A 24,874-nucleotide genomic window follows, 5' to 3' on the forward strand; every position below is an offset into this window, starting at 1 on the left:
CGGTCTCCTCAGGTATCCGGAGGGGCGCGGATTGGGGCCCGCGCCCGGCCGGTTCAGGCAGCGAGCGACAGCTTGTAAGGGTGGATCTCGAAGGTCGGGTGCATTTCGGCGCCCAGGAGCCCCGGGATATGGTGACGGTAGATCGAGCGCCAGTAGGGCTGGATGATGACCCCCTGGTCCTGCAGCAGGCGTTCCAGGTCGGCCATGATCTGCGAGCGTTCCTCGGCATCGGCGATCGCCATGGCCCGGTCCAGCAACGCGTCGAATTCCTCGTTGGCGAAGCCGGTTTCGTTCCAGGCCGCACCTGTTCTGTAGGCCAGCGCCAGCACCTGCACGCCGAGCGGGCGCATGTTCCACTCGGTTCCCGAGAAGGGGAACTTGTTCCAGTCGTTCCAGTAGGTCGTGCCGGGCAGGATCGAGCGGGTGACCGCGATACCGGCGTCGCGAAGCTGCGCGGCGACCGCGTCGCAGGTGTCGCGCTGGAACCCGGAATCGAGCGAGATTAGCTCGTGCTCGGCATCGGCGGCCCCGGCGTCCCGGATCAGTTGCAGGGCCTTGTCGGGATCGTAGACGGCGTCTTCGATCTCGGCATATTCGGGATGGATCGGACAGACATGATGGTTTTGCGCCACCTCGCCCATGCCGGCGTAACCGAGCTCCAGCAGAACGTTGTTGTTGCAAGCCATGGCCAGTGCGCGTCGGACATTCACGTCGGCATAGATTGCGCGGCCGTCGACCTCGGCGTCTTGATGGGGACGGACGACGAAGGTGTTGGCGGTGATTACCTCGGACCGCTCCAGTCCCATCGAGTCCATGATTCCGATGAACTCGCCGACGCTTTCGTAGAGCATGTCCACTTCTTCGGCTTCCAGGGCGGCGAGCCAGGCAGCGGGGTCTGTGCCGTAGTCGATATACTCGATCCGGTCGAAGAACGGGCCGCCATAGACCTCGGTGCCCCACCAGTCGTGGTCTGGATTGCGCTCGATCACGGTGCGGACGCTGGGCGAGACTTCGACGGGCAGGTAGGGGCCCGTTCCGATGGGGTTCGCGGCCGGATCGTCGCCTTCATAGCTGGGATGGACAACTGCGGCGGGGTAGTCTGCAAGGCCGGCTATCAGCGTGATGTCGGGGCCAGGCAGGGTGACCCGGACGGTTGCGTCGTCCACCGCCTCGATCGCGCCCTTGCGGAGAGCTTGCGTGTCAGGATCGACCAGCCCCCCCATGCGCCCTGCCATCGAGTTGCCCTCGACCTCGGCATCGCACCAACGCTCGAAGTTGTGGACCACGTCGGCGGCGGTGAAGGGATCGCCGTTGTTCCAGGTGACGCCGGGACGGACGTTCAGCGTGTATTCCGTCGCATCGTCGTTCACGTCCCAGCTTTCCAGCAGCATTCCCCGGAACGTGCCGTCGCGCTGGTACTCGACCAGGTACTCAAGCCATCCGCGGCACTGGTTCGCGATTTCGGACCAGTCCCATGTGCGGGGCTCTTTGAGAGCCGGCAGTTCCATCTGGATGCGCAGGGTGCGGCCCGGCTGGCCGTCCTGGGCGCTGGCCGTCGCGGGAAGAGCGGTGCCGATCAGCCCGTAGGCAGCCGGCGCGGTGACCCCCAGCGCGGTGGCCCGGGTCAGGAACTCCCGACGGTCGATCTTGCTGGCCGCATGTTCGGCGGCGTGCATGAAAGCGGCCGGATGTATCCGGACGGGCGTGGAGGTCATGGTCTTCTCCCCGGTGTGGCTGAACGCAGGTGAAGACGGCTCCACCCAGCTCCGCGGGCTTCTCTCCGCGGACGCCGCATTTCGGCACGGAAGGCGCCGCGTCGTCAACCGATTGATCCGCTATCCCGGTCAACAAGCGACACATTCGCGTGTCGCGAAGGGGTCAGACGCGCCGACGGAAGTCACGCGGGGTGTGGCCCGTGCGGGCCCGGAACGCGCGGCTGAAATAGGCTGCGGAACGGAAGCCGAGGGTTTCGGCAACCTTGTTGATGGGCATGCGGGTTTCGCTCAGGAGGCGCCGCGCCTCGAAATGCAGCCGGTCGAGCAACAGGTCCGAGGCCGACCGCCCGGAGGCGCGGCGGCAGCACCGCGTCAGGTGAGCGGGCGTCACGCCAAGCGCGCGGGCATAGTCCGAGATCGTGTAGCCGCCGCGGAAATGCGTTTCCAGCAGTGCCGTGTAGGCCCCGGCGAGGCTTTCGGCGCTGCGTCCGTCGATTTCGGCCTCGGCGTCCCACTCCTCGCCTGCGATCCGCTCGAGCCAGACCACGAGCAGCCCCACGTGGTGGCCAAGCGCAACCTGCGAGCTTGCCTCTCCGCGGTCGAGCTCGATGCGGATGTTCTCGATCTGGCGGGTCAGGTCAGCTTGCTCGGTAGCCTCGCGGACCCGCAGATGCAGCGGCGCGTCGGGCATGTCCTCGGCGGAGGTGGCGGGCAAGAATACCGCGTGGCCCAGGATCGAGCCGTTGGTGTCGAACCCGTGCATCGTGTTCGGCGGCAGGATGATGGCGTCGTGGGGGCCGTAACTGCGGGTCACCCCCTGCGCCGTGATCCGGCCCTGGCCGCGGGTGAACCAGTAGAGCATTGGCTGGGCGTAGGCGCGCATCGCCTCGGTGCGCCAGCGACCACCGGCAGCGATCTGGGCGAGCGATACGATCTTGAGGCCGGCTTCGGGCCGGGCGGTGTCGAGCATGGCGGTCCTCGGTGGCAGCACTCCGGGAGCACCATCAGGGTAGGAAGGGGCGCGGCGATTCTCCAAGACAAATCGACAGGGGCATATCGGGACGTGTCATTTCCGCGTCGGATCGACCGGCAGCCAGTCGGCCATGCGGGATCGGAACCATGTGCGCTGGCGCTTGGCGTATTGCCGCGTGGCGATGGTCGCCTGCCGGATTGCCTCGTCCAGAGTGATCCTGCCCTGCAGGTGAGCCATCAGTTCGGGCGCCCCGATGGCGCGGTCGGCGGGTCGGCCAAGGTCGAAATCCGCGGCGTTCGCGCGGACCTCGTCCAGCGCGCCGGCCTCGATCATGGCGGCGAAGCGCCGCTCGATCCGCGGGGACAGGATCTCGGGCGGGGCGTGGACCACGAGGGGCGTCGTTTCGGCGAGCGGCAGGAGGGGGGTGACGGGACGGTCCTGCCAGTCGGCCAGGGGCTTACCGGTGGCCCGCTGCACCTCCCACGCGCGCTGGACGCGGGCGCGGTTCTCGGGGTCGAGCCGTGCGCGGGTGCGGGCGTCGAGCGCGGCGAGCAGATCGGGCAGGGGGATGGCGTCGCCCTCGGCCCGGATCTGCGGCGGCGTTTCGGGGATTTCGTTGAGACCTTGGGTGAGAGCCATGAAATAGAGCCCTGTTCCGCCTGTAAAAATCGGCCTCGCACCATGCGAGGCCGGCGCCGCGTCGCGGAGCCAACGCCCGACGGAATAGGAGGCGTCGGCGACATGACCGTAGAGCGCGTGAGGCGCGCGCAACTCGTCCTCGGGCGAGGGGCGGGCGGTCAGGATGCGCCAGCGGGCATAGACCTGCAGCGCGTCGGCGTTGACGATCACGCCGCCATGGGCTTCGGCGATGGCCAGCGCGAGCGCGGACTTGCCGCTGGCGGTGGGGCCGGCGACCAGCACTGGGCGGTCGTTCGCGCATCGCGCCACGGCGTCTGCAATCGTCAGAATGGCGGCCTCTCCCGTGTTGTGCCTCGGGGGCTTTTCGGACATTTAGTGGCGCGTGGCAAAGCGGGGATGCGAGCATGGCCGAGACGAGCGAAAACAGACGCTACGACCGGGTTCTTCTGAAGATTTCGGGAGAGGCCCTGATGGGGGATCAGACCTTCGGCCTGCACCCGCCAACAGTCGAGCGGATCGCTCGCGAAGTGCAGTCGGTGCGCGACATGGGCGTCGAGGTCTGCATGGTGATCGGTGGCGGCAACATCTTCCGCGGCCTGCAGGGCTCGGCCCAGGGGATGGAGCGCACCACCGCGGACTACATGGGGATGCTCGCGACGGTGATGAACGCCCTCGCGATGCAAGGCGCGCTGGAGAAGCTGGGGATCCACACGCGGGTGATCTCGGCCATCACCATGAACGAGGTCGCCGAGCCTTACATCCGACGCCGCGCGGTGCGCCACCTCGAGAAGAAGCGCGTCTGCATCTTCGCGGCCGGCACCGGCAACCCGTATTTCACCACCGATACCGCCGCCGTCCTGCGCGCGACCGAGATGAACTGCCAGGCGATCTTCAAGGGCACGAAGGTGGACGGTGTCTACGACAAGGACCCCGAAAAGCACGACGATGCGGTGCGCTACGACAAGATCACCTATGACGACGTGCTGCAGAAGCATCTGAAGGTCATGGACGCCTCGGCCATCGCGCTGGCGCGGGACAACGATCTGCCGATCTTCGTCTTCTCGCTGGACGAGCCGGGCGGCTTCCGCGGCATCCTCGCCGGTGAAGGCACCTTCACCCGCGTCACCGAAACCTGATCGCCACCTTGCCGCGGGCCATTTGGCCCGCGGTGACGAAACCTCAGTTCCCCGAGTTTCCCTCGGCGGGGTGGGCTTCGAGGGAAATCTCGATCGCGACCTCGTCGCTGACGAAGGGCACGAAGGCGCCGAGCCCGTATGCGCTGCGCAGGATCGTCGTCTCGGCCTCAAAACCGACCGTGGGTTGGCCCATCGGGTTCTCGCCCTGCTCGGTCAGCTCCGCGTCGAGCGTGACCTGCTGTGTCTGACCGTTGATCGTCAGGTCGCCGGTGATCGTGCCGGTGTCCTCGCCCGTCACCTCGACCGCGGTGCTTTCGAACGTGATCGTCTCGTCTGCGCTTCCGAAGAAGTCGTCGGTCATGAAGTGCTCGAGCAGACCCGGCGTCATGACCATGCCCGAGAGCGGGAAGGACACCCGAACTAAGGAATTCGCGGGTTCGGCCTCGTCGAAGATGAGCTCACCGGTGATGTCGAAGACGAGGCCCCGCGTGGTCGAGAAGCCGCCATGAGACCACGAGAACAGGATCTCGCTATGGGCCTCGTCGATCGTGTAAGGGGCTGGGTCGGCCGCCGCGAAGGGCGCATTCAAGGTGGCAAGGCCGGCGGCGAACGCGGGCAGAGCGGAACGGAACAATGGAATCTCCCTTTGGGGTTGGGTTCGGTGGCCCGAACATAGCGGGTTCGGGCGCCGCGAAACATCACCCGCCTGGGGATGCGCCGGGCAAGATCCGCAGGTTATTGCAGGGTCGCCGGACAGCGCGCGGGGCTGGCCTTCATTTCGGCGCTTGGGTATAGGCGAATGAAATTAGGCTACGCACGCGAGGACGATCATGGCAGACGACATCGAGATCGATACAGGTGATCTGGAACGGCGCATGGACGGCGCGATGCAGGCGCTGCGGCAGGAATTCGCGTCGCTCCGGACGGGACGGGCGTCGGCGTCGATGGTCGAGCCGATCATGGTGGACGCCTACGGGCAGCCCACGCCCATCAACCAGGTCGGCACGGTGAACGTGCCCGAGCCGCGGATGGTGACGATCTCGGTATGGGACAAGTCCCTGCTGGGCAAGGTCGAGAAGGCGATCCGCGAATCGGGACTGGGCATCAATCCGGTCATCGACGGGACCACGATCCGCCTGCCGATCCCCGAACTGAACGAAGAGCGCCGCAAGGAACTCGCCAAGGTTGCGGGCACCTACGCCGAGAACACGCGGGTCGCGATCCGCAACATCCGTCGCGATGGCATGGACCAGCTGAAGAAGGCCAAGTCGAACGGCATGTCCGAGGACGACCAGAAGCTCTGGCAGGCCGAAGTGCAGGAGATGACGGACACCCACATCAAGAAGGTGGACGAGACGCTCGAGCACAAACAGCAGGAAATCATGCAGGTTTGAGTGTTTTCTTGTGCCTCGGGGGGACTCAACCTGGGGTTTTCCGTGGACGTGACGGACCCGATGCGCCAATCTTCTGTTGACCGGGAGGAGGACACGATGCCCGAACGACAAAGCGGACCCCGGCACGTCGCCTGCATCATGGACGGAAACGGAAGGTGGGCGCAGGCCCGCGGCCGACCTCGTCTGTTCGGACACCAGGCCGGTGCGCGCCGCGTGCGCGAGATCGTCGCGGCCTGTCCCGATCTCGGTGTGGAATACCTGACGATCTTCGCCTTCTCGACCGAGAACTGGAAACGGACTCAGGACGAAGTGGCCGGGCTTATGGGCCTGTTCCGGCGATACATCCAGTCCGAGGCGCGCGACCTCCATGCCGACGACGTGCGCGTGCGTTTCATCGGGGATCGCGTCCGGCTCGACCCCAAGCTGATCAGGCTGATGGACGAGCTGGAGCTTCTGACCAGCGGGAACGAGAAGCTGAACCTGACCATCGCGCTGAATTACGGCAGCCGGGACGAGATCGGCCGCGCCACCCGCCGCCTGGCCGCCGAAGTCGCCGCCGGCCGCCTTGCCCCGAACGACGTGGACGAGACGACGCTTGCGCGGTTCCTCGACACGCATGTGCTGCCTGATCCCGACCTGGTCATCCGCACCAGCGGAGAGGCGCGGATCTCGAATTTCCTCCTGTGGCAATCCGCCTATGCCGAGTACGAATTCATCGATACGCTGTGGCCCGACTTCACCGCCGACGTTTTCGCCGGAATCGTGTCGCGCTACGGCGCCCGTGACAGGCGTTTTGGTGCCGTGACCGCATGACTTCACCCCGCTGGAACGATCTGGGCGAGCGCATCGGCGTCGGAGCGGTCATCGCGGTGATCGGCCTACTCTGCGTATGGATCGGCGGGCTGGTCTTCGCCGCGCTGACGATCGTGGTTTCGGGCGTCATCGTCTGGGAACTGGTCCGGATGCTGGATCCCGACGCGCCGGCGATGCGGCTGGGAACGGTATCGGCCGCGCTGCTTCTGCTGGCCGAAATCCTGCCGCCAGCTTACGCCCTGCCGATCTGCCTGCTGCCGGCCTTCGCGGGCGCGGCCTGGCTGACCCGCCGCAGGGTGACCTTCGCCCTCTTCACCGTGCTGATCCTGCTGGCCGGCCTGGGCCTTTTCTATCTGCGCAGAGACTACGGCTTCACCTGGATGCTGTGGCTGGCACTGGTCGTGATCGTGACGGACGTGTTCGGCTACCTCTTCGGCCGCATGATCGGCGGCCGCAAGCTGTGGCCCCGCGTGAGCCCGAACAAGACGTGGTCCGGCACATTGGCGGGCTGGGGCGGGGCGGCGATCGTCGGCCTGGCCTTCGGCGCCTTCACCGAGGCTGGTCCCGAGATCGCGGCCGTCTCCATCGCGCTGGCCATGGCCTCGCAGATCGGTGACATCGCTGAATCGGCCGTGAAGCGGCGGGCAGGAGTCAAGGACAGCTCTTCCCTGCTGCCGGGCCACGGGGGGCTGTTCGACCGGTTCGACGGGATGCTGGGCGCATCCGTGACGCTGCTTCTCGTCTCGCCCATCATCGGCTTTCCGCCGGGGCTGACCTGAGGCACATGCGGCGCATCTCGATTTTTGGAAGCACCGGGTCCATCGGTTGCTCGACGCTCGACCTGATCGGACGACAGCGCGAGGCGTTTCAAGTGGTCGCGCTGACCGGCGGGCGCAACATCGAGAAGCTGACCGAACAGGCGCGGAACTTCCGTCCTGACATCGCCGTCTGCGCCGAAGAGGCAGACCTGCCGGCCCTGCGTGAAGCACTCGCCGGGACAGGGATCGAGGCCGCGGGAGGGCGCTCGGCGATCCTCGAGGCGGCGGGGCGACCGACCGATTGGGCGATGTCGGCCATCGTGGGTGCAGCCGGGCTGGAGCCGGGGCTAGTGTCCTTGCGGCATGGCGGAGTGCTGGCGCTGGCGAACAAGGAGAGCCTCGTCTGCGCCGGCCCGCTAATGATGCAAACCGCCGCACGCCACGGGGCGACGATCCTCCCGGTGGATAGCGAACATTCCGCCGTGTTCCAGGCTCTGACGGGCGAGCAGATCGAGACGGTCGAGCGGCTGATCATCACCGCGAGCGGCGGCGCGTTTCGCGACTGGCCGCTCGAACGGCTTGCGACCGCGACCGCGGCGCAGGCGGCGACGCACCCGAACTGGGACATGGGGCAGCGGATCACCATCGACTCGGCTTCGATGTTCAACAAGGCGCTGGAACTCATTGAAGCACATGAGTATTTCGGGGTGGAGCCTGCACGGATCGAGGTGCTCGTCCACCCGGAGTCGCTCGTGCATGCCATCGTCGGCTTCATGGATGGAGGGTTGATCGCACATGTGGGCCCGCACGACATGCGCCACGCCATCGGCTTCGCGCTGAACTGGCCTGAACGACGAGACGTGCCGGTGGAGCGGCTGGATTTCGCTGCCATCGGCAGCCTGACCTTCAGCGCACCCGACACGGAGCGCTGGCCGGCGCTGCGGCTTGCACGCGAGGTGATGGAGATCGGCGGGCTCTCGGGTGCTGCGTTCAACGGCGCCAAGGAGCGAGCGCTGGATCACTTCATTTCCGGGCGGATCGGGTTCTTGCGAATGGCCGAGACTGTCGAAAAGGTTTTGCTCAAAATCTCGTCAGATCGCCTTGGAAATCCGACCTTGGATCTCGATATGGTCCGGGCCATGGACGAAGAGGCTCGTGCCTTGGTGGATGAAGTCGTCGGGTTCCCCTCCGACGCCGGCCGTTTCTGAGGGAGAGTCAGGATGGGGTTCATCCCCGATTTCGGGTCGCTTGCGTTTACGATCGTCGCGTTCGTCGCGGCGCTCAGCATCATCGTCGCGATCCACGAATACGGCCACTACATCGTCGGCCGATGGTCGGGGATTCAGGCGGACGTCTTCTCGATCGGCATGGGGCCAGTGTTGTTCGCGCGAACCGATCGCCGCGGCACCCGGTGGCAGATCGCGGCATTTCCCGTAGGCGGCTACGTCAAGTTCCGCGGCGATGCGAACGCGGCCAGCGTGGGGCAGGCGGATACGCCGGGGCTCGATCCCGAAGGCGCGCGGGCGACCATGGCGGGGGCGCCGCTCTGGGCGCGGGCTGCGACCGTCGCGGCGGGTCCGATCTTCAATTTCATCCTCTCGATTCTCGTCTTTGCTGCCATCCTGATGATCCGCGGGGTCGCGAGTGATCCCATGACGGTCTCCGAGGTGCGGCCGTTGCCTTACGCGGTGCAGGAGCTTCAGGTCGGCGACCGGATCGAAGCGATCGCCGGCGAGCCGGTGCCCGAAATTGCCCAGTTCGCCAGCTTCGTGGAGGATCTTCCGGTCGCTCCGCGCCTGCCGTATCGGATCACGCGGGACGGTGCCCAGCTGGAGATCGACGGCCCGTACCCTTACCCGCCCGTCGTGGGCAGCGTCACGCCGCAATCGGCAGCCGCCGGCACTGACCTGGAGCCGGGCGAGGTGGTGACGGCCGTGAATGGTCAGGAAGTCTTCGCGTTCACCCAACTTCGCGATGCGGTCGGCAATTCAGACGGGCAGACCGTGACGCTGACGGTCTGGTCGCCCGAAACCGAAGAGACGAGGGCGGTCGAGCTGACGCCCAAGCGAATGGATCTGCCGCTTCCCGAGGGCGGCTTCGAGACGCGTTGGCTGCTGGGCATTACCGGTGCGCTTTACATCACGCCGGAGCGCGACACGCCGAACCCGTTCTCGGCCCTTGCCTACGGGGTGGAGCAGGTCGGCTTCATCATCCAGTCGAGCCTGTCGGGCATCTATCACATTGCGGCCGGCGCGATCTCGTCCTGTAACCTGCAGGGGCCCATCGGCATCGCGCAGACCAGCGGTGCGGCGGCGAGCGCCGGAGCGTTGAGCTTCGTGTGGTTCATCGCGGTCCTCTCCACTGCGGTCGGTTTCCTGAACCTGTTCCCGATCCCGATCCTCGACGGGGGGCACTTGGTGTTCCATGCCTACGAGGCGGTCCGCGGCCGGCCGCCGTCGGACCAGGCGCTGAACGTGCTGATGGCCATCGGGTTGGCCCTTCTGGGCACGTTGATGGTCTTCGCGATCGGCAACGATTTCCTTTGTCCCTGAGGTAAGCGCCGCGAGCCCGTCTTCGGACAACCCAATTCAGGCCATATTCCGTCGGCACAGCCGGGCAAGAGCAATCCGCAATTTCCCGGGGTCGACATGCACCACGTCTTCAACAATTCCCGCTGCCTTGGCCTCCTGCTCGAGGTCCTGGCAGACCGGCTTCTCGTCCTTGCCGCCATCGCCATTTCGCTTACCCTGGGCGGCGCGATCCTGACGTTCTGATCCCGACCGAAAAGCCACAGATTCGAACAGAATTCGGCGCTGCGCATGTCCCTTACCTGTGGGGCGCCTGGGATTTTGACATGCTATCTGAACCGGGCTACTCACGGTCCCGAGAAGTCTTAAACGGGTGGACGCATGATCGAGACGAAGGGGCGCGCCGCGCGAACCGCACTTCTGGCCTCGGCGCTGCAAGGCGCTGTTCTGGCTGGGTTCTCCGCCGGTGCGGTGGTCGCCGCAACGTCGGCCGCGGTAGCGCAGAGCTACCAATTCAGCGACATCCAGGTGGTCGGAAACCAGCGTGTGGACACCGCAACTGTGGTGAACACACTGGCCATTCCGCAAGGGCGGGCACTGAGCGCCGGCGAGTTGAACGCTGCCTATCAGCGTCTCGCCGGGGCTGGTATCTTCGAAACCGTGTCGATCACGCCACAAGGCGGCACGCTTCTGGTCGAGGTCGCCGAATATCCAACCGTCAGCCGCATCAGCTTCGAGGGCAACAGCCAGCTCGACAACGACGAGCTGACCGCGCTGATCGGCTCGGTTCCCAACCGGGTCTACAACCCCAGCCGCGCCGAAGAGGATGCGCGCGCCATCGCCGCCGCCTACGAGGCGCGCGGCCGCCTCGCAGCGTCGGTCACCCCGCGGATCATCCGCCGCGCGAACAACCGCGTGGACCTCGTGTTCGAGATCGCGGAGGGCGGCATCGTCGAGATCGAGCGGATCTCGTTCGTGGGCAACCAGGCCTATTCCGACCGCCGCTTGCGCCGTGCGCTCGCGACCAAGCAAGCCGGATTCCTGCGCCAGATCATCCAGCGCGACACCTTCGTCGCCGAGCGCGTCGGGTTTGATCAGCAGCTACTGCGCGACTTCTATCTGTCGCGCGGCTATATCGACTTCACCATCAACGACGTCTCGAACGAGTTCTCGCGGGACCGCGACGCGTTCTTCGTGCAATACAACATCACCGAAGGGCAAAGCTGGGATTTCGGGCAGGTCACCACCTCGACCACCGTACCGGGCCTGAATGCGGCGGAGTACACGGACCTGGTAGGCATCCGAGCGGGCCAAACCTACACGCCCGCCGCGATCGACGCCGCGACTGAGCGGCTGGAAGAGGCCGCGAGCCGCCGTGGCATGACCTTCGTGCGCGCGACCCCGCAGATCACCCGGAATCCGCAAACGCTTGAACTGAACGTGAATTTCCTTCTGGAACGCGGCCCCCGTGTGTTCGTCGAGCGGATCGACATCGAAGGCAACCAGACCACGCTCGACCGGGTGATCCGGCGCCAGTTCCGCACCGTCGAGGGCGACCCGTTCAACCCGCGCGAAATCCGCGCCGCGGCCGAGCGGATCCGTGCCCTTGGTTACTTCTCCGACGTGCAGGCCGAGGGGCGCGAGGGCTCGTCGCCCGACCAGGTTGTCATCGACGTTGATGTCGTGGAACAACCCACCGGCAGCCTGTCGCTGGGCGGATCGTACTCGACCGACTCCGGCTTCGGCGTGAGTTTCGGCTTTACCGAGCGCAACTTCCTCGGGCGGGGACAGACGCTCGCGTTCGACGTCACAACGGGGACCAACGCCAACAGCGCCCAATTTTCCTTCGTAGAACCCTATTTCCTCGGCCGGGATCTGCGCGCCGGGTTCGAAGTGTTCTACAGCGAAACCGACTACGACGAGGCGGATTACAACACGCGGTCTGTCGGGTTCAGCCCCTCGGTCACCTTCCCGACCTCCGAGAACGGGCGGCTTCAGGTGCGGTACCGCTTGGCCGAGGATTCACTCGAAGATGTCGGCGACGACATCTCGCCGATCATCGCGGCGGACGAGGGGTCGTCCATCAGCTCGGCCCTGGGCTATACCTACAGCTACGATACGCGTCGGTCGGGGATCGACCCGAATACCGGGATCGTCCTGCGCTTCGGGCAGGACCTCGCCGGGCTCGGCGGTGACGTGAATTACGTCAAGTCGGTGGCGTTCGGTGGCTATCAGACGACCGCGTTCAGCGAAGAGGTCAACATTCGCGCCGTGGTCGAAGGCGGAAACATCACGGCATTCGGAGACTCGGACTCGGTGCGTCTGACCGACCGCTTCTTCCTGTCCACCAGCCAGCTTCGCGGCTTCGAACCGCTGGGCGTCGGACCGCGCGATCTGGTGACCGACGACGCGCTCGGCGGCAACAATTATGCCGTCGCCAGGGTCGAAGCCGATTTCCCGCTGGGCTTGCCCGAGGAATACGGCATTCGCGGCGGCGTCTTCCTGGATGCGGGCTCGGTCTGGGGCCTAGACAACACCGAGGGCGCGGATGGCGAAACGGTGGACGACTCGGCGATCCTGCGCTCGTCGGTCGGGGTTTCGCTGTTCTGGGACACGCCGTTCGGCCCGCTGCGGTTCAACTTCGCAGAGGCGCTGGCGGCCGAGGATTACGACAACACGCGGACCTTCAATGTTTCGCTCTCGTCGACCTTCTAGGCGCGGCTTCCTCGCCGCTACCATCGGGGCCGCCGCTTTGGCGGCCCTTCCCGTGAGCGCCCAGCCGATCGGCGGCGTCGCAGTCGTCGATCAGGAGCGGATGTTCCGCCAAAGTGCTTTCGGTGCCCAGCTTCTGTCCGAGATCGACGCGCAGGGCGATGAACTCGCCGCCGAAAACCGCGAGATCGAAGCCACGCTGACGGCGGAAGAGCGTAGCCTGACCGAAGCGCGCGCCGAGCTGGACCCGGCCGAATTCCGCGACCGCGCACGGGTGTTCGACGAGAAGGTCCGCCGCCTCAGGGCCGAACAGGATGCCAAGGCCAGGGCGCTTGCCGACCTTCAGGAAGATGCCCGCGCGACCTTCGTCCGCAGGGTGTCGCCGGTCCTTTCGGCGCTATTGGCCGAGATCGGCGCGGACGTTCTGCTCGACCGGCGCATGGTGCTGACGGCCGGGACCGGCGTGGACATCACCGACAGGGCGATCGCCCGGATCGACGAAACACTCGCGGCGGAGGAAGCAGACGGGGCAGGGGCCGAGACACCCCCGGCGGCGACGGACGCATCCGACTAGGGGTGCTTGCTCCCTTCGGGGGGGCGCGTTAAGCCCGGGGCGACAGCGAAAGAGGCCCCCATGTCCGACCTGAAGAGCGCCGACATCGACCTGATCCAGCGGATCATCCCGCATCGCTACCCGTTCCTGCTGGTGGACCGGGTGCGGGAAATCGACGGAACGGCCTCGGCCGTGGGGATCAAGAACGTTTCGTTCAACGAACCGCACTTCCAAGGCCATTTTCCCGGCGCACCGATCATGCCCGGCGTCACCATCATCGAAGCCATGGCACAGACCGCGGCGGTGATGGTCGGCGTGGGGCAGGACCTCGCGGATACCGGGTTCCTGGTATATTTCATGGGGATCGAGGGGGCGAAGTTCCGCCGTAAGGTCGTTCCGGGCGACGTGCTTCAGATGCACATCAGCACCAAGCGTGGCGGTGGCAAGGTCTGGAAATTCGCGGGCCGCGCCGAGGTCGACGGCGAACTTGCCTGCGAGGCCGAGTTCACCGCGATGATGGACCTTCCGAAGTGAGCCGGATCGACCCTACGGCCGTCATCCACCCGCAGGCCCTGATCGAGGATGGTGCGCAGATCGGGCCCGGCGCCCGCGTGGGTCCGTTTGCGCTGATCGGCGGTGAGGTCGAGCTTGGCGCGAATGTCGAGGTGATGAGCCACGTCGTCATCAAGGGTCGCACCCGCGTGGGCGAAGAGACGCAGGTCTTTCCCTTCGCCGTGCTGGGCGAGATCCCGCAGGACCTGAAGTTTGGCGGAGAAAGGACCGAGCTGCAGGTCGGTGCTCGGAACCGCATCCGTGAGCACGTGACGATGAATCTCGGCACCAGCGGCGGGGGCAGCGTGACGAAGGTGGGCGATGACTGCCTCTTCATGGCCGGCGTCCATGTCGCGCACGACTGCATCGTCGGCAATCGCGTCATCATGGTGAACAACTCGGCCCTCGCGGGGCATTGCGTCCTGGGCGACGGGGTGATCGTCGGCGGCCTGTCGGGCGTGCACCAGTTCGTCCGCATCGGCGAGGGCGCCATCATCGGCGCCGTGACGATGGTCACCGCGGATGTGATCCCGCACGCCCTCGTGCAGGGGCCGCGCGGGATGCTGGACGGGCTGAACCTCGTCGGGCTGAAGCGGCGGGGCGTGGGCCGTACCGACATCATGGCGCTGCGCGCCGCATTGCAAACGCTGAAACAGGGCGAGGGCGCGTTCCAGGACCGCGCCCGCAGGCTCGGTGAAGAAACCGAGAGCGACTACGTCCGCCAGATCGTCGATTTTGTCCTGGGCAACAGCGACCGGGGGTTTTTGACGCCGTGACTGATCTATGCCTCATCGCCGGGCAGGGCCGCCTGCCTGAAATCCTGTGCGCGGCCTATCCCGAGGCCCGCGTCGTGGGCCCCGAGGGCGACGCGCCCGCGGGCGTCGAGACGTTCCGCCTCGAGGTGTTGGGCTCGTTCCTGTCCGAGCTTGCTGCCTCGGGCGTCCGGCGTGTGTGCCTTGTCGGCGCGATCCGCCGGCCCGTGGTTGACCTGTCCCAGATCGACGAGGCGACGCAGCCTCTCGTCCCGCGCATCGTCGCGGCATTGGGCAAGGGCGACGCGGGGGCGCTTCGTGTTCTGGTCGAACTGATCGAGGAAGCGGGAATGGAGGTCGTCGGCGCCGCCGAGCTGTGCCCCGAGCTTCTGCCGCCATCCGGCGTGCTGGGCACGCGGGACCCGACCGAGCGAGACACCCGCGATGTCGAACGTGCCCTCTCGGTTCTGTCCACGACGGGTCCGGCCGATATCGGCCAGGGCTGCGTCGTGGCCGGCGGTCAGGTTCTGGCGGTCGAGACGCTGCCGGGGACGGACTGGATGCTGGCCAGCGTCGCCGCCATGCGCCGCCACGTCCAGCCTGCCGGACCTGCGCGCGAGATGAACCTCAAGTCCCAGACGCTCGAGGCCCTGGGTCTTGGCGGGGGCGGCGGGACGGATCCGGATCCTGCTCCTGAAAGCCTGTGGGCGCCGACGCCTGCCGGCGGCGTGTTGGCCAAGGCGCCGAAACCAGATCAGGATCTCCGCGTGGACATGCCCACGATCGGACCCGACACGGTGCGCCGTGCCGCCGCGGCTGGGCTTTCTGGCATTGCCGTCGCATCCGATGGCGTCATCGTCCTCGATCGCGACGAGGTCGCCCGCGCCGCGGATTCCGCCGGTCTCTGGGTGCGCGTGATCTGATGCGGACGTTCCTGGTCGCCGGCGAAGCGTCGGGCGACCGGCTGGGGGCGTCGCTGCTTGAGGGGCTTCGCCAGCTTGGCGGGCCCGTCGAAGCCATGGGCGTCGGAGGTCCGCTGATGGCGGATCTGGGGCTTCAAAGTCTCTTTCCCATGGACGAATTGTCAGTCATGGGGATCGCCGAGGTCCTGCCGCGCTATCCGGCGCTACGCCGCCGCATGATTCAGACGGCCGATGCGGTGATTGCCGCCGAGCCGGATGTGTTCATCACCATCGACAGCCCCGATTTCTGCCTGCGGGTGGCCGAGCGTGTCCGTCGGACCAAGCGCATCCGCACGGTGCATTACGTCGCGCCCTCGGTCTGGGCGTGGCGGCCTGGCCGGGCCGCGAAGATGGCCCCGCATGTGGATCAGGTCCTGGCTCTTCTTCCTTTCGAGCCGCCGTACATGGAGGCCGCCGGAATGCGCTGCGATTTCGTCGGCCATCCCGTGGTGTCCGAACCCGACGCCTCGGACGGTGACATCGCGGCCTTTCGCGCGCTCCACGGCCTCGGCGACGCGCCATATTTGCTGGTCCTGCCGGGATCGCGCCGGTCCGAGGTCGAGCGCCTGGCCCCGATCTTCGGCGCTGCGCTGTCCCGTCTCGCGGCCCGGCACTCTAGTCTTCGCGCTGTCGTGCCCGTGGCACCGGGACGCGAAGAACAGTTGCGCGAGGCCACACGCGACTGGCCCGGGACGATCCTGCTCGAGCGGCCGGACAAGGCTGCGAAGACGGCCGTCTTCGCCGGCGCCCGTGCAGCACTCGCGGCGTCGGGCACCGTCTCGCTGGAGCTTGCAAAGGCCGGCACGCCAATGGTCATCGCCTACGACATGAGCTGGCTCAGCTGGCAGATCCTGTCGCGCATGGTGCGCACCCGAACCGTGACGCTGGTGAACCTGATCGAGGGGCAGAATGTCGTGCCTGAGTTTCTCGGCCCCGCGTGCCGTCCCGACCCGATCGCCGAGGCACTCGACGCGCTATGGCGGGAACCGGGGCTTCAGACGCCGGCGCTGGCGCGCACGATGGCGGCGCTGGGGCAGGGCGGAGAGGCTCCTGGTCTGCGCGCGGCCCGCGCGGTCATGGACGGGCTTGCACCCGCGACCGAAGCGCGATAAGGGCAGCGACACTTCACAGGTGCGGTCCGGGCGACCGGGGGAGACATCCCCGTTCGTCCACCGGTTGCCCCATCCGGGGTGATAAGGACCGCTCCGAGGCTTGAAACCGGAAAAGGATAAGCAGAATGGCTCTTCCCGAGTTCTCTCTGCGTCAGCTTCTCGAGGCTGGCGTGCACTTTGGTCACCAGACGCAGCGCTGGAACCCCCGCATGGGGCCGTATATCTACGGCGACCGCAACGGCATCCACATTCTCGACCTGACGCAGACCGTCCCGATGCTGGACCAGGCGCTGCAGGTCATCCGCGACACTGTCGCGAAGAACGGCCGCATCCTTTTCGTCGGCACGAAGCGTCAGGCCCAGAAGCCGATCGCCGACGCCGCCGAGCGTTGCGCCCAGTATTACATGAACCACCGTTGGCTCGGCGGCACGCTGACCAACTGGAAGACCGTGTCCCAATCGATCAACCGCCTGCGCGAGATCGACGAGCGCATGGCCGAAGGAGCCGCTGGCCTGACCAAGCGCGAGCGTCTCGCGATGGAGCGTGACCAGACCAAGCTGAACGCCTCGCTCGGCGGTATCCGCGAGATGGGCGGCGTACCTGACCTGATCTTCGTCATCGACGTGAACAAGGAAGACCTCGCCATCGCCGAAGCCAAGAAGCTTGGCATTCCGGTCGTGGCCGTGGTCGACACGAACTGCTCGCCCGACGGCGTGGACTACATCATCCCCGGCAATGACGACGCCGCCCGTGCGATCCAGCTCTACTGCGATCTGGCCGCCCGTGCCGCGCTTGACGGCATGTCGGCGCAGATGGAGTCCGCTGGCATCGACGTCGGTGGTATGGAAGAGGCCCCGGTCGAGGACGAGATCCTCGAGACGCCCGCCAACGCGTCCGAACCTCTGGACGTGTCCGACGAGGCCGTGCAGGACGATGCGAAGGCCAAGGACGCGCCTTACGAGCTTGAAAACAAAGAGTAAGGACTTCGTCCTTTACCCTTTACAGAGTTGTCATCGGAGCGGGGTAGGTCCTCGCTCCGGGCTATTCAGAATGAGGAGAGCCGTAAGATGGCGATCACCGCAGCAGACGTGAAGAACCTCCGCGAGACGACCGGCGCGGGCATGATGGACGCCAAGAAGGCGCTGACCGAGACCGATGGCGACATGGATGCCGCCATCGACTGGCTGCGCACCAAGGGCCTCGCCAAGGCCGCCAAGAAGGCCGATCGCACCGCGGCCGAGGGCCTCGTGGCCGTGAAGGTCGAAGGCGGAACCGGCGTCGCGGTCGAGATCAATTCGGAAACCGACTTCGTCGCGAAGAACTCGGAATTCCAGAGCCTCGTGGGCGACATCGCGAATATCGCAGTGAAGTCGGCCTCGGTCGAAGAGCTGAAAGAAGCCGACATGGGCGGCAAGCCGGTGAACGAGCGCCTCACCGGCGCGATCGCCAAGATCGGCGAGAACCTGACGCTGCGCCGGATGGTGAAGCTGGAAGGTCAGAGCGTCGCCGCTTACGTCCATAATGCCGCCACTGACGGCATGGGCAAGATCGGCGTCCTTGTGGCGTTCACGGGCGACGACACCGCGACGGCTCGCCAGATCGCGATGCACATCGCCGCCGTGAACCCGGCCGCGCTGACCGAAGACGAGCTAGACGCATCCGTCATCGACAAGGAAAAGGCGATCCAGATGGACATCGCCCGCGAGTCCGGCAAGCCCGAGCAGGTCATCGAGAAGATGATCGAAGGCCGCATGAAGAAGTGGCTGGCCGAGATCACGCTGGTCAACCAGGCGTTCGTCGTGAACCCGGATCTGACCGTCGGCGCCGCCGCCAAGGAAGCCGGCATCGAGATCACCGGCTTCGTGCGCATGGAAGTCGGCGAGGGCATCTCGGTCGAGAAGGAGGACTTCGCCGCCGAGGTCGCTAAGGCCGCCGGCAAGGGCTGACTCTCAGCTTGATCGAAGACGGGGAAAGGCGCTTCACTCGAAGCGCCTTTTTTCATGCCGAAGGCAGTACCCTAAGTCCCGTAATCATGATTATGTAAAGCATGCGTACGGTTGGTACAGACATGTTTTACAGTTCGTTAGTCGCGACCCGAACGGCGTCACGTACCTCCTTGCGCGTAGCGGATAGTTCCTTCGTCAGCGACAGGGCCCACAGGAGGATCGGGATCGCGACGAAGCCGCCAAGCGGCCCCCAGAGCCACAGGAAGAACACCAGCGCGAAGAAGATCAGCAGCGGATTGACCTGCATGGTCCGCCCAATGGCGGACGGTGTCACGAACTGCGCTTCGATCAGGTTCAGGCCGAGGAATACCAGAGCGGGCACGAAGGAGTAGCCTCCGTCGAATGCGATCAGGCCGGTCAGGAACAGGCCTGCGAAAACGATTGCCGGTCCCAGATACAGGATGAAGTTCAGCACGAAAACCGCGACGCCCCAAAGCAACGGTGACGGCACGCCAAGAAGCAGCATCGCAATTGCCGTGCAGATTCCGAAGCCGGCGTTGACGACCGTGATCGTGAGGAAGTAACGCGCCACCTCGCGCTCGGCCTGTTTCAGGCGGTGCGCGGTCTGGGTCTCGAGATCGGCCGGTGCGACGTGCTGCGCGATCCAGGCGTAGATCTCGTTGCGGGTCAGCAGGAAGAAGAACAACACGCCGGCAAAGGTGATCGTCTGTCCAAGGACCGACGGCGCCAGGAACAGCGCGTCCGCCGTTGTTGGAATCCCAAAACCGCCGCCCTGGGAATCCTCGCCATCCTCGCCGGGTCCAGTCATTGCCTGGCGAACCTCTTCTCCTGCGGATTCAAGGCCTTGCAGCATGATTTGAAGCTGAAAGATGAACGAGCGCGTCTCTTCCAGGATCGTAGGCCATGCCGTGATCAACCGGTCCGCCACGGGCAATGCCAGCCCGGCGATCAACACGATGAACAACAGCGTCAGCACGAGGCTGAGAAGCGCCGAGAGCCCGCGCTTCAGACCCAGCCGTTCCCAGAAATCCGACAACGGAGACAACACCACCCCGAAGACGAAGGCGAGCACGGTGGGCGCGAAAACGCTCTGGGCCACATAGAGGCCCCAGCAGATCGCGACGGCGCCGGCGAGGACAAGCGCGATATGCGCGGCGACGCGGAGGCGATTGGCCTGATCGGAATCCATGGCGCGAGAACGTTCACGGTCACGCGATGTTCCGTCAGCCAAGTGCGTATCCGGCGCCTCGCACGGTACGGATCGGATCGGGCATACGCGGAACCCCCAGGGCCTTGCGCAGCCGACCAACATGGACATCCACCGTGCGGCTGTCCACGTAGATGTCGCGGCCCCAGACCCGGTCCAGAAGCTGTTCGCGCGACCAGACGCGGCCTGGCTTCTCCATCAGCGTCGACAGCAGGCGGAACTCCGTCGGACCGAGGCGCAGCTCTTCGCCCTCGCGGGTGACGCGATGCGTCTCCGGGTCCAGCTTGATGCCGTCGAACTCGAGCACTTCGCCGACGGTGACAGGACGGGTGCGGCGCAGTTGCGCGCGGACGCGGGCCATCAGCTCGGCGATCGAGTATGGCTTGGTGACGTAATCATCGGCCCCGGTTTCCAGGCCGCGGACACGGTCGGATTCCTCGGTCCGCGCCGACAGCATGATGATCGGGACCCCCTGCCCCACATCGCGGCGCTTGAGCTGGCGGCAGATCTCGATCCCCGAGACACCCGGCAGCATCCAGTCGAGCACGACGATGTCCGGTGCGACCTCTTCGAACACCGTGAGCGCGTCGTCACCGCTTTCGGCGCGGCTGACATCGAACCCCTCGGCCTCGAGGTTGTAGGCCAGGATCTCGCGCTGGGATGCCTCGTCCTCGACGATCAGCACATGAGGTCGATTTCCCATCAGGAGCTCCCGAGGATCTCCGTCGAAGTTCGGTCGCCTTTCGGCCGATCCTCGGCGGGCATCGTTCCTTCGATGGTGTAGATCACCTGGTCCGCGATCGAGGTGGCGTGGTCGCCCATCCGCTCGATGTTCTTGGCGATGAAATGCAGGTGCATGCAGGCGGTGATGTTCCGGGGATCCTCCATCATGAAGGTCAGGAACTCGCGGAAGATGGCGGTGTACATCTGGTCCACGTCCGCGTCGCGCATCCGAACCTCGCGGGCCAGATCGGCGTCGCGCTGGATATAGGCGTCGAGCACGTCGTGCAGCATCCGCTCGACCTCTCCGGCCATGCGGCGCAGCGAGCGCGGTGCGCCGTCGATCGTCGGAAGGTCCAGCAGAAGGCCGGTGCGCTTGGCCAGGTTCTTGGCGTAGTCGCCGATGCGTTCCAGGTTCGTGGCGATCTTGATGACCGACAGGACCAGCCGCATGTCGCCGGCGAGCGGCGCCCGCAGGGCCACGACGCGCGCGGCCTCTTCGTTGATCTGCAATTCCAGCCTGTCGATCCGCTCGTCGTTGTCACGCACCTGCTGTGCGAGCTCTTCGTCGCGAGTCTCGAGAGAGCGTGCACCGTCGGTGATGGCCGCCTCGACGAGGCCTCCCATCTTCATGACCATGGCCTGGAGCGCTTCCAGGTCTCGGTCGAAGGACGACTGAATGTGTTGTCCGTCGCTCATCTGTGCCTCCTCAGCCGATCCGGCCGGTAATGTAGCTTTCCGTCCGCTTGTCCCGCGGATTGGTGAAGATCTGGTCGGTGTCGCCGTATTCGACGAGGTTGCCCAGGTGGAAGAACGCCGTCTTCTGGCTGACCCGCGCGGCCTGCTGCATCGAGTGGGTCACGATGACCACCGAGTAGTTCGTGCGCAGTTCGTCGATCAGTTCCTCGACCTGGCTGGTCGCGATCGGGTCGAGCGCCGAGCACGGTTCGTCCATCAGCAGGACTTCGGGGTTGGTCGCGACGGCCCGCGCGATGCACAGACGCTGCTGCTGGCCGCCCGAAAGCCCGGTGCCGGCAGCCTGAAGCCGGTCCTTCACCTCGTTCCAGATAGCGGCGCGGCGCAGCGACTTCTCGACGATTTCGTCCAGTTCGGCCTTGTTGCGCGCCAACCCGTGAATCTTCGGGCCGTAGGCGACGTTGTCGTAGATCGACTTGGGGAACGGGTTCGGCTTCTGGAAGACCATGCCGACCTTGGCCCGGAGCTGCACCGGATCGACATTGGGATCGTAGATATCCTCGCCATCGATACGGATGTCGCCCTCGATGCGGGCCACGTCGATCGTGTCGTTCATCCGGTTCAGACAGCGCAGGAAGGTCGACTTGCCGCAGCCCGACGGCCCGATGAATGCGGTGACGGTCTTGTCCTTGATCTCGACATCCACGTCCTTGATGGCGTGGTTGTCGCCGTAATAGACCTGAACGCCGCTCGCAGAGATCTTCACGTCGTTCATGGTCGTATCTCTTTGTTCGTGGCGGGTATCTTTCATTGTTCCCTCCATTACCAACGACGCTCGAACCGGCGGCGCAGCAAGATGGCCGTGATGTTCATGATCGCGAGGAACACAAGCAGCACGATGATGGCACCCGATGCGCGTTCGGCAAAGGCCGGATCGGCACGCTGTGTCCAGTTGAAGACCTGCACCGGCAGCGCCGTCGCCGGGTCGAAGAAGCCGTCGGGGGGCGCGTCGGGGTATTCAGTGACGAAGGCCACCATCCCGATCAGCAGCAGCGGCGCTGTTTCGCCAAGGGCTTGAGCAAGACCGATGATGGTGCCCGTCAGAATGCCCGGCCCTGCCAGCGGCAGGACGTGGTGGAAGACCGACTGCATCTTCGAGGCCCCGACGCCAAGGGCGGCATCGCGGATCGACGGCGGAACCGACTTCAACGCGGCGCGGGTCGAGATGATGATGGTTGGCAGCGTCATCAGCGTCAGCACAAGGCCGCCGACGATGGGCGCCGATTGCGGCAGCCCGGCGAAGTTGATGAAGATCGCAAGGCCGAGGATACCGAACACGATCGAAGGCACCGCCGCGAGGTTCGAGATGTTGACCTCGATGATGTCGGTGAGCCTGTTCGTGGGCGCGAACTCTTCCAGGTAGATCGAGGCGGCGACGCCGATCGGCAGAGCGAGGCACAGCACGATCAGCATCATGTAGGCCGAGCCGATGATCGCGACTCCGAGGCCCGCGGCCTCAGGGCGCTGATCGGAGGCGTCGGGGGCGAAGATGAAGTCCCAGTTGAACCCACGCTCGAGCGCGCCGGCCTCTTCCAGCGCCTCGGCAAGCTGGATCTGCTCGATGCTGATCTGGCTGTCGAGCTCGGCCGAAGCCATGGTGACTTTGCCCTTGTAATACTGGTCGATGCGGCTGGTGGTGTAGAAGCTGAACTGCTGCGTGCCACCGACCGCCTCGGGGTTTTTCAGCACCCAGTTGCGCACCTGCGCCGAGGCCTGCTTCGAGACGATGGCAGCCGGATCGTCCAGGCCCTCGATCTCGATGCCGTATTCCTCGATGGCGTTCTCTACCGCTTCTTCGATCAGTCCGGCGTAGCCGAACGTGATGACCTTGGCGATGTCCTCGGGGTCGCGATTGCCTTCGGGGTCGAGCACGTCCGCAGACAGCGGCACCTCGAGCGTCACCTTGGTCTGGGTGAAGGCCGGGATGCCCTGATACAGGATCGAGGCAAGCAGCATCACCAATGCGCTCAGGCCGATGCAGATCGCGGCGAGCCCGTAAAACCGGAACCGCTTTTCGGCGGCGTTGCGCTTTTTCGTCCGCTTGTCCGCCGTCAGGATCGACGAGGTCGAGGTGCCGCGGCTGTCAGGAATGTCGACCATTACTCATACTGCTCCCGGTAGCGGCGCACGACGACGAGCGCGATGACGTTGAGCCCGAGGGTGATGACGAAAAGCGTCAGGCCAAGCGCGAAGGCGACCAGCGTCTCGGGCGATGCGAAGTTGGTGTCGCCGGTCAACTGGCTGACGATCTTGACGGTGACGGTGGTCATGGCCTCGAACGGGTTGAGCGACAGCCGTGCCGCGGCCCCTGCCCCGAGCACTACGATCATGGTCTCGCCGATGGCGCGCGATGCGGCCAGCAGGATCGCCCCGACGATCCCCGGTAGCGCGGCCGGGATGACGACCTGGCGAATGGTCTCGGCCTTCGTGGCGCCGAGGCCAAGCGAGCCGTCGCGCATCGTCTGCGGAACCGCCGAGATGATGTCGTCCGACAGCGACGAGACGAAGGGGATCAGCATGATGCCCATCACCAATCCCGCCGTCATGACGGATGACCCCGAGTTGCCGAGGCCCATCGGCTGCGCGAAGTAGTCGCGCAGCATTGGACCGACGACCAGCAGCGCGAAAAGGCCATAGACGATGGTCGGGATGCCGGCCAGCACCTCGATCAGGGGCTTGGCGATCGCGCGGAACCGGCGGCTGGCATATTCCGACAGGTAAATCGCCGAGAACAAGCCGATGGGCACGGCGACCAGCAGCGCGATGAGCGAGATGTACATCGTGCCCCAGAGCAGCGGGATGATCCCGAGGTCGGAGTTGCCGCGGAAGTTCGGGGCCCACTGCGTGCCGAAGAAGAAGTCGGTAATCGGGTATTGGCGGAAGAAGTTGATCGACTCGAAGAGCATCGACAGCACGATGCCGACGGTCGTCAGGATCGCGATGCACGCAGAGGCGAGGAGCAGGGCCTTGATGACCCCCTCGACCTGGTTGCGCGCCCTCTTGTCGCGGTGGACGCGCGACAGGTTGATGGCGAATCCCGCGACGGCGGCCACGAGAGCCACGATCGTCATGAACAGCCGGCCGGTCGACTCGAGGGTGCGGAACTGGCGTGCCGCATCGAGGACTTCGGGGCGCACGTCGGACCCCAGCGCGAAGCCGATCTCGCCCAGGCGAGCCCGAATATCGCCGTCTGTCGTCAGGTCCGTGATCTCCCGGCCCGTGATCCGGCCCATCTCCTGCAACTGCTCGAGCCCGGAGGCGAGCCGTTGCACGTCGTTCATGACAAGGCCGAGGGTCGATCCCTCGGGGATCGCGTCCGCCGGTATTGCACCCGACACGCGCGTATCGATCAGCAGTGGCTGCACGAAGAGCCAAACGGCCAGCACAAATAGCGCCGGGATGAGCGCAGAAAGAGCGACACCGGCGCCGTAGTAGTTCGGGCGCGAGTGCAGCAGCGTGGGATTGCCCTCGACCGACGAAAGCGCGTTGCGGCGCCCCAGGAGGAAGCCCACTGCGGCGAGTCCCAGCAAGGCAATGATGATCCAGAACACCGGCATGGCTGGCCCGATTTGTTGGGTGGAAAAGCAGAGGTGGCCCGCCCTGCGGCAGGCCACCCCGTTTCAGT

General features: G+C 65.7%; 25 protein-coding genes. 15 read left to right on the forward strand and 10 right to left on the reverse strand.

Going from position 1 to position 24,874, the window contains the following annotated elements:
* Positions 1–53: 53 nt before the first annotated feature.
* The 3 genes from PAM7066_RS00475 to miaA form a co-directional block, all read right to left on the reverse strand.
* A complete protein-coding gene (locus tag PAM7066_RS00475; RefSeq protein WP_085852163.1) occupies positions 54–1,715 on the reverse strand; it encodes an ABC transporter substrate-binding protein in 1,662 nt (553 codons plus the stop codon).
* Positions 1,716–1,878: 163 nt separating this feature from the next.
* Positions 1,879–2,685, reverse strand: coding sequence for an AraC family transcriptional regulator (locus tag PAM7066_RS00480; protein ID WP_085852164.1), 807 nt, complete (start codon positions 2,683–2,685; stop codon positions 1,879–1,881).
* A 96-nt stretch (positions 2,686–2,781) separates the two neighbouring features.
* On the reverse strand, positions 2,782–3,699 hold the full coding sequence (gene miaA / locus PAM7066_RS00485) for a tRNA (adenosine(37)-N6)-dimethylallyltransferase MiaA (RefSeq protein ID WP_085852165.1): 918 nt from the start codon (positions 3,697–3,699) through the stop codon (positions 2,782–2,784).
* Positions 3,700–3,731: 32 nt separating this feature from the next.
* On the opposite strand from miaA, the gene pyrH reads away from it, so the two are divergent.
* Positions 3,732–4,463 (forward strand): UMP kinase, encoded by a 732-nt coding sequence (gene pyrH, locus PAM7066_RS00490; RefSeq protein ID WP_085852166.1) that lies wholly within the window; start codon positions 3,732–3,734, stop codon positions 4,461–4,463.
* A 43-nt stretch (positions 4,464–4,506) separates the two neighbouring features.
* Here the strand turns inward: pyrH and PAM7066_RS00495 are convergent, their stop codons facing one another.
* Entirely contained in the window at positions 4,507–5,097 is a 591-nt protein-coding gene (locus PAM7066_RS00495; RefSeq protein ID WP_085852167.1) for a YceI family protein, read from the reverse strand.
* A 196-nt stretch (positions 5,098–5,293) separates the two neighbouring features.
* Here PAM7066_RS00495 and frr point away from each other — a divergent pair, with 196 nt between their 5' ends.
* The 14 genes from frr to tsf all read left to right on the forward strand — a co-directional run bounded on the left by frr (position 5,294) and on the right by tsf (position 18,545).
* A complete protein-coding gene (gene frr / locus PAM7066_RS00500) occupies positions 5,294–5,857 on the forward strand; it encodes a ribosome recycling factor (RefSeq protein ID WP_085852168.1) in 564 nt (187 codons plus the stop codon).
* 96 nt (positions 5,858–5,953) lie between these two features.
* On the forward strand, positions 5,954–6,670 hold the full coding sequence (uppS, locus tag PAM7066_RS00505) for a polyprenyl diphosphate synthase (RefSeq protein WP_085852169.1): 717 nt from the start codon (positions 5,954–5,956) through the stop codon (positions 6,668–6,670).
* On the forward strand, positions 6,667–7,449 hold the full coding sequence (locus PAM7066_RS00510; RefSeq protein ID WP_085852170.1) for a phosphatidate cytidylyltransferase: 783 nt from the start codon (positions 6,667–6,669) through the stop codon (positions 7,447–7,449). The genes uppS and PAM7066_RS00510 overlap by 4 nt, the downstream gene beginning before the upstream one ends.
* Positions 7,450–7,454: 5 nt before the next feature.
* A complete protein-coding gene (gene dxr, locus PAM7066_RS00515; protein ID WP_085852171.1) occupies positions 7,455–8,636 on the forward strand; it encodes a 1-deoxy-D-xylulose-5-phosphate reductoisomerase in 1,182 nt (393 codons plus the stop codon).
* A gap of 12 nt (positions 8,637–8,648) precedes the next feature.
* Positions 8,649–9,980, forward strand: coding sequence for an RIP metalloprotease RseP (gene rseP, locus PAM7066_RS00520; RefSeq protein ID WP_085852172.1), 1,332 nt, complete (start codon positions 8,649–8,651; stop codon positions 9,978–9,980).
* A gap of 96 nt (positions 9,981–10,076) precedes the next feature.
* On the forward strand, positions 10,077–10,202 hold the full coding sequence (locus tag PAM7066_RS19495; protein WP_276326050.1) for a hypothetical protein: 126 nt from the start codon (positions 10,077–10,079) through the stop codon (positions 10,200–10,202).
* Positions 10,203–10,337: 135 nt separating this feature from the next.
* On the forward strand, positions 10,338–12,671 hold the full coding sequence (gene bamA / locus PAM7066_RS00525) for an outer membrane protein assembly factor BamA (RefSeq protein ID WP_085852173.1): 2,334 nt from the start codon (positions 10,338–10,340) through the stop codon (positions 12,669–12,671).
* Between the two features lie 52 nt (positions 12,672–12,723).
* Positions 12,724–13,242, forward strand: coding sequence for an OmpH/Skp family outer membrane protein (locus tag PAM7066_RS00530; RefSeq protein WP_175484531.1), 519 nt, complete (start codon positions 12,724–12,726; stop codon positions 13,240–13,242).
* 60 nt (positions 13,243–13,302) lie between these two features.
* On the forward strand, positions 13,303–13,755 hold the full coding sequence (gene fabZ, locus PAM7066_RS00535; RefSeq protein WP_085852175.1) for a 3-hydroxyacyl-ACP dehydratase FabZ: 453 nt from the start codon (positions 13,303–13,305) through the stop codon (positions 13,753–13,755).
* A complete protein-coding gene (lpxA, locus tag PAM7066_RS00540) occupies positions 13,752–14,549 on the forward strand; it encodes an acyl-ACP--UDP-N-acetylglucosamine O-acyltransferase (RefSeq protein WP_085852176.1) in 798 nt (265 codons plus the stop codon). Before fabZ ends, lpxA begins: the two co-directional genes overlap by 4 nt.
* Entirely contained in the window at positions 14,546–15,448 is a 903-nt protein-coding gene (locus tag PAM7066_RS00545; protein WP_085852177.1) for an LpxI family protein, read from the forward strand. Before lpxA ends, PAM7066_RS00545 begins: the two co-directional genes overlap by 4 nt.
* A complete protein-coding gene (lpxB, locus tag PAM7066_RS00550) occupies positions 15,448–16,599 on the forward strand; it encodes a lipid-A-disaccharide synthase (protein WP_085852178.1) in 1,152 nt (383 codons plus the stop codon). Before PAM7066_RS00545 ends, lpxB begins: the two co-directional genes overlap by 1 nt.
* A gap of 125 nt (positions 16,600–16,724) precedes the next feature.
* Entirely contained in the window at positions 16,725–17,579 is an 855-nt protein-coding gene (gene rpsB / locus PAM7066_RS00555; protein WP_085852179.1) for a 30S ribosomal protein S2, read from the forward strand.
* Positions 17,580–17,666: 87 nt separating this feature from the next.
* Complete coding sequence (gene tsf / locus PAM7066_RS00560; RefSeq protein WP_085852180.1) at positions 17,667–18,545, forward strand: translation elongation factor Ts; 879 nt, start codon at positions 17,667–17,669, stop codon at positions 18,543–18,545.
* 127 nt (positions 18,546–18,672) lie between these two features.
* On the opposite strand, the gene PAM7066_RS00565 is transcribed toward tsf, so the two are convergent.
* Genes PAM7066_RS00565 through pstC form a run of 6 tightly spaced genes read right to left on the reverse strand, consistent with a single transcriptional unit; the run spans position 18,673 to position 24,806 of the window.
* Complete coding sequence (locus tag PAM7066_RS00565; RefSeq protein ID WP_175484532.1) at positions 18,673–19,755, reverse strand: AI-2E family transporter; 1,083 nt, start codon at positions 19,753–19,755, stop codon at positions 18,673–18,675.
* Between the two features lie 34 nt (positions 19,756–19,789).
* The gene (gene phoB / locus PAM7066_RS00570) at positions 19,790–20,476 is read right to left on the reverse strand and encodes a phosphate regulon transcriptional regulator PhoB (protein WP_085852182.1); all 687 of its coding nucleotides are present in this window, start codon (positions 20,474–20,476) and stop codon (positions 19,790–19,792) included.
* The gene (gene phoU / locus PAM7066_RS00575) at positions 20,476–21,192 is read right to left on the reverse strand and encodes a phosphate signaling complex protein PhoU (RefSeq protein ID WP_085852183.1); all 717 of its coding nucleotides are present in this window, start codon (positions 21,190–21,192) and stop codon (positions 20,476–20,478) included. Before phoU ends, phoB begins: the two co-directional genes overlap by 1 nt.
* Positions 21,193–21,202: 10 nt before the next feature.
* Positions 21,203–21,964, reverse strand: a complete 762-nt coding sequence (pstB, locus tag PAM7066_RS00580) for a phosphate ABC transporter ATP-binding protein PstB (protein WP_217639903.1) — start codon at positions 21,962–21,964, stop codon at positions 21,203–21,205.
* 47 nt (positions 21,965–22,011) lie between these two features.
* Positions 22,012–23,349 (reverse strand): phosphate ABC transporter permease PstA, encoded by a 1,338-nt coding sequence (gene pstA / locus PAM7066_RS00585; RefSeq protein ID WP_085852185.1) that lies wholly within the window; start codon positions 23,347–23,349, stop codon positions 22,012–22,014.
* Complete coding sequence (pstC, locus tag PAM7066_RS00590; protein WP_085852186.1) at positions 23,349–24,806, reverse strand: phosphate ABC transporter permease subunit PstC; 1,458 nt, start codon at positions 24,804–24,806, stop codon at positions 23,349–23,351. Before pstC ends, pstA begins: the two co-directional genes overlap by 1 nt.
* Positions 24,807–24,874: the final 68 nt, after the last annotated feature.

Source organism: Palleronia marisminoris (genome assembly GCF_900172315.1).
Taxonomy (GTDB): Bacteria; Pseudomonadota; Alphaproteobacteria; order Rhodobacterales; family Rhodobacteraceae; genus Palleronia; species Palleronia marisminoris.